A 2,892-nucleotide genomic window follows, 5' to 3' on the forward strand; every position below is an offset into this window, starting at 1 on the left:
AAAGAACATTATAATAACGAGCGCCCTCACGATTCTCTTAACTCTTTGTCTCCAAAACAATATTTACTCAACAACAAAAATCAAAATCAACCAATCCCAAAACACAATTTTGAACTGTCCTAACAATGGGGAAGCTTACACCTGTTGGACCAGTTACACCATTGGTTCCGTTTGTTCCTGCTGTGCCTGTGGGACCGGTTACACCATTGGTTCCATTCGTTCCTGCTGTGCCTGTGGGACCGGTTGCTCCATTAGTTCCATTTGCACCCGTAGGTCCGGTTGGTCCTATGGCTTGCACCCATTTTGTTCCGTCCCAATACCAGTATCCAACACCTCCGCCTGTCATGGCAGCATTGGTGTTATAGACTAGTAAACTTGTTGCAGGACTTGGAATGGTTATCACATCCGTAGTGGAAGTTAAACTCACCCTCGGGATGAGCAGCCCTTTGTTGGTAAAATCAACATCCAATCCTGCAGAGGAATTGGGAGTGGCGCCCGTTAGATTAATTCCAACGTTTTGCGAAAACATTTCTCCTCCGTAAAAAAGAAGAAAAGAAATAATTGCGGGGGTATAAATTTTTTTCATGCGAAAAGAATTAATGTGATTTAACAGTTCAAAGGTAAACTTATAAATGAAAGTCTCTTAGATAGTCCGAAGGAGACCTTGGAGATTTCTTACTGAATTGCGTTGGGCAGTTAAAAAGATGAACGCAATTGTTGATTTCATGAACGCATTTGTTTCTTTTATGAAAACAACAGTTAAAATCATTCATGCGGTTGTTTCAAATAATAAAGCAATTGTTTCGTTTATGAAAACAACTGTTTAAATCATGAACACGATTGTTAAAAACATGAACACATTTTTTTCTTTTATTAACCCGATAGTTTACATGATGAAAGCGTTTGGTTCATGTTTTGATATAGTTCCTGATAGAATGATTAAAAAACCTTCTTGCCATGGAACAACATTTAGGAAACATTATTGAAAAACTGCTTCGCCAGAAGCCGATGAGCGTGCGCGAACTGGCAAATGAAATAAATTACACACCGCAGGCAGTTTATCGCATACTGAAACAAAAAATGATGCATCCGTTTCTGCTCGAAGTCATTTCAAAAGCGCTTGACCATAACCTTTTTCAATATGTATACCTGCCTCCAAAAGAAATGATTCAGCAAAACGAAAGCGAGGAATTTAAAAAGCTACGCAAAGAAAATGACGACCTGAAAAAAGAAAACGCCTACCTGAAGGAAATTAATGAACTGTTAAAAGGAAAGAAGAAGTAAGCGTAAGTGCTGCTCTATAAAGGACATCTCTAAAATCTAAAATAATAACCAATGTTCAATGCTCAATGTTCAATGTTCAACTGATTGTATGCTTTTTTTATTTGAGAGTTGAGAATTGAATATTGAATATTTATTTTTATGATAAAGAGTTTTTAGAGGTTCCCTATAAAAAGAAAAGGAGGATTGCTCCCCCTTTTCTGAAAACGAATCGTTAAAAGATTATTTGTTCAGAATAATCTTCTTCACTGTTTTTGCATTTACTGAATTTACTTCCACAAAATAGATGCTGCCCGGCTGAGAAGAAAGATTGAAGTGCAGTTTCTTTGGAGCAGAAATGTTTTCTGCGGTTTCAGAAATCACTTCGCCAAGAAGATTGTAAATTTTCACTTCCACATTGCCCAGGTCAAGCGCATTTACTTTCACAAACACATCGCCTGAAGATGGATTTGGGAAAACGGTTACCACGTTGGCAAGGTTCCGTTCTTCTGTGCTCACAAGTCCTGAGATATTGATGTCATCCACATACATTTCATTTTCATAATCCGTAGTGTGGCGGAATTTCACCAGCACATTGCCGGCAATCGGCAGCGGCACTGTTTCCATTCTCCATTGCGATGCGGTTGGAATGAATTTATTCGAGCTGAAAGTGGGTGTGGCGGTGGTCAGCGCTACGCCATATTTATTGTAAGCCGTAGTCCATGTAGCACCACAATCGGTAGATATCTGAATCATCAGCGTATCAGAATAATTGGGGCTTGAACTTGGATCGGTGTAAAGTTGATAAGCCACCTGAAACGTAAGCGCTGGTCCGGTTGCACTTGATAAATCCATTGAAGGAGTAGTGAGTTCATCTACTTGCCCGTTTGCCGGATAATCATAATTATCCACGTGCATGCTGTAGGTTCCTGTTTTAGCAGCTGTGTCGGTTCTTTCCCAGGTGATTGAGCCATCAGGATTGTTAAGCGCCCATCCTGCAGGTGGGAAAGGCGGGTTTTCCAATCCTTCAACTAAAGGAGGCAGTTGCCCGGCTGGTGCAAAAATAGTTACGGTGACCATATCAGAAGCGGAGCATCCGTTGGCATCTGTTCCTGTTACTGTATAAGTGGTTGTACCACTTGGCGAAACTGTAATACCGGCTGTTGTAGCTCCAGTAGACCAAACATAACTTACACCTCCTGAAGCAGTGAGGTTGGTGCTTCCTCCGCATATTGTTACATCACTTCCGGCACTGATAACAGGAGCGGAGTTAATCGTAACATCTGCTTCATCGCTGCCGGTGCATCCGTTTGCATCGGTAACAACCACTGAATAGGTTCCGGTGGTGGTAACTATGATGGTTTGAGTGGTTGCACCAGTATTCCATAGATGATAAAACGGGCCGGGATTTCCGTCATCCAATAAAACTGTTCCTCCGCACTGTGTTACATCGGCTCCAAGATTTACAGTTGGTGGAGTGTTGATGGTTATATCGGCTGCATCGCTGCCAGTGCATCCGTTTGCATCGGTAACAACCACTGAATAGGTTCCGGTAGAAAAAGCGGTGAGCGTTTGATCAGTGGATGCATCAGACCATAAATAGGTATCGCCTGGATTGCCGGCATCTAAAAG

Annotated in this window: 3 protein-coding genes; 1 reads left to right on the forward strand and 2 read right to left on the reverse strand. The window is 41.6% G+C overall.

The window, feature by feature from the left end; translation table 11 throughout:
• Positions 1–67 precede the first annotated feature (67 nt).
• Entirely contained in the window at positions 68–529 is a 462-nt protein-coding gene (locus tag HY841_10490; protein ID MBI4931180.1) for a collagen-like protein, read from the reverse strand.
• A gap of 428 nt (positions 530–957) precedes the next feature.
• Between HY841_10490 and HY841_10495 the strand changes: the two genes are divergently transcribed.
• Positions 958–1,284, forward strand: coding sequence for a hypothetical protein (locus HY841_10495; protein ID MBI4931181.1), 327 nt, complete (start codon positions 958–960; stop codon positions 1,282–1,284).
• A 219-nt stretch (positions 1,285–1,503) separates the two neighbouring features.
• Here the strand turns inward: HY841_10495 and HY841_10500 are convergent.
• The coding region (locus HY841_10500) for a T9SS type A sorting domain-containing protein (GenBank protein ID MBI4931182.1) at positions 1,504–2,892 on the reverse strand (1,389 nt) is incomplete at its 5' end.

The sequence above is a fragment of the Bacteroidota bacterium genome (assembly GCA_016213405.1).
Taxonomy (GTDB): Bacteria; Bacteroidota; Bacteroidia; order Palsa-948; family Palsa-948; genus Palsa-948.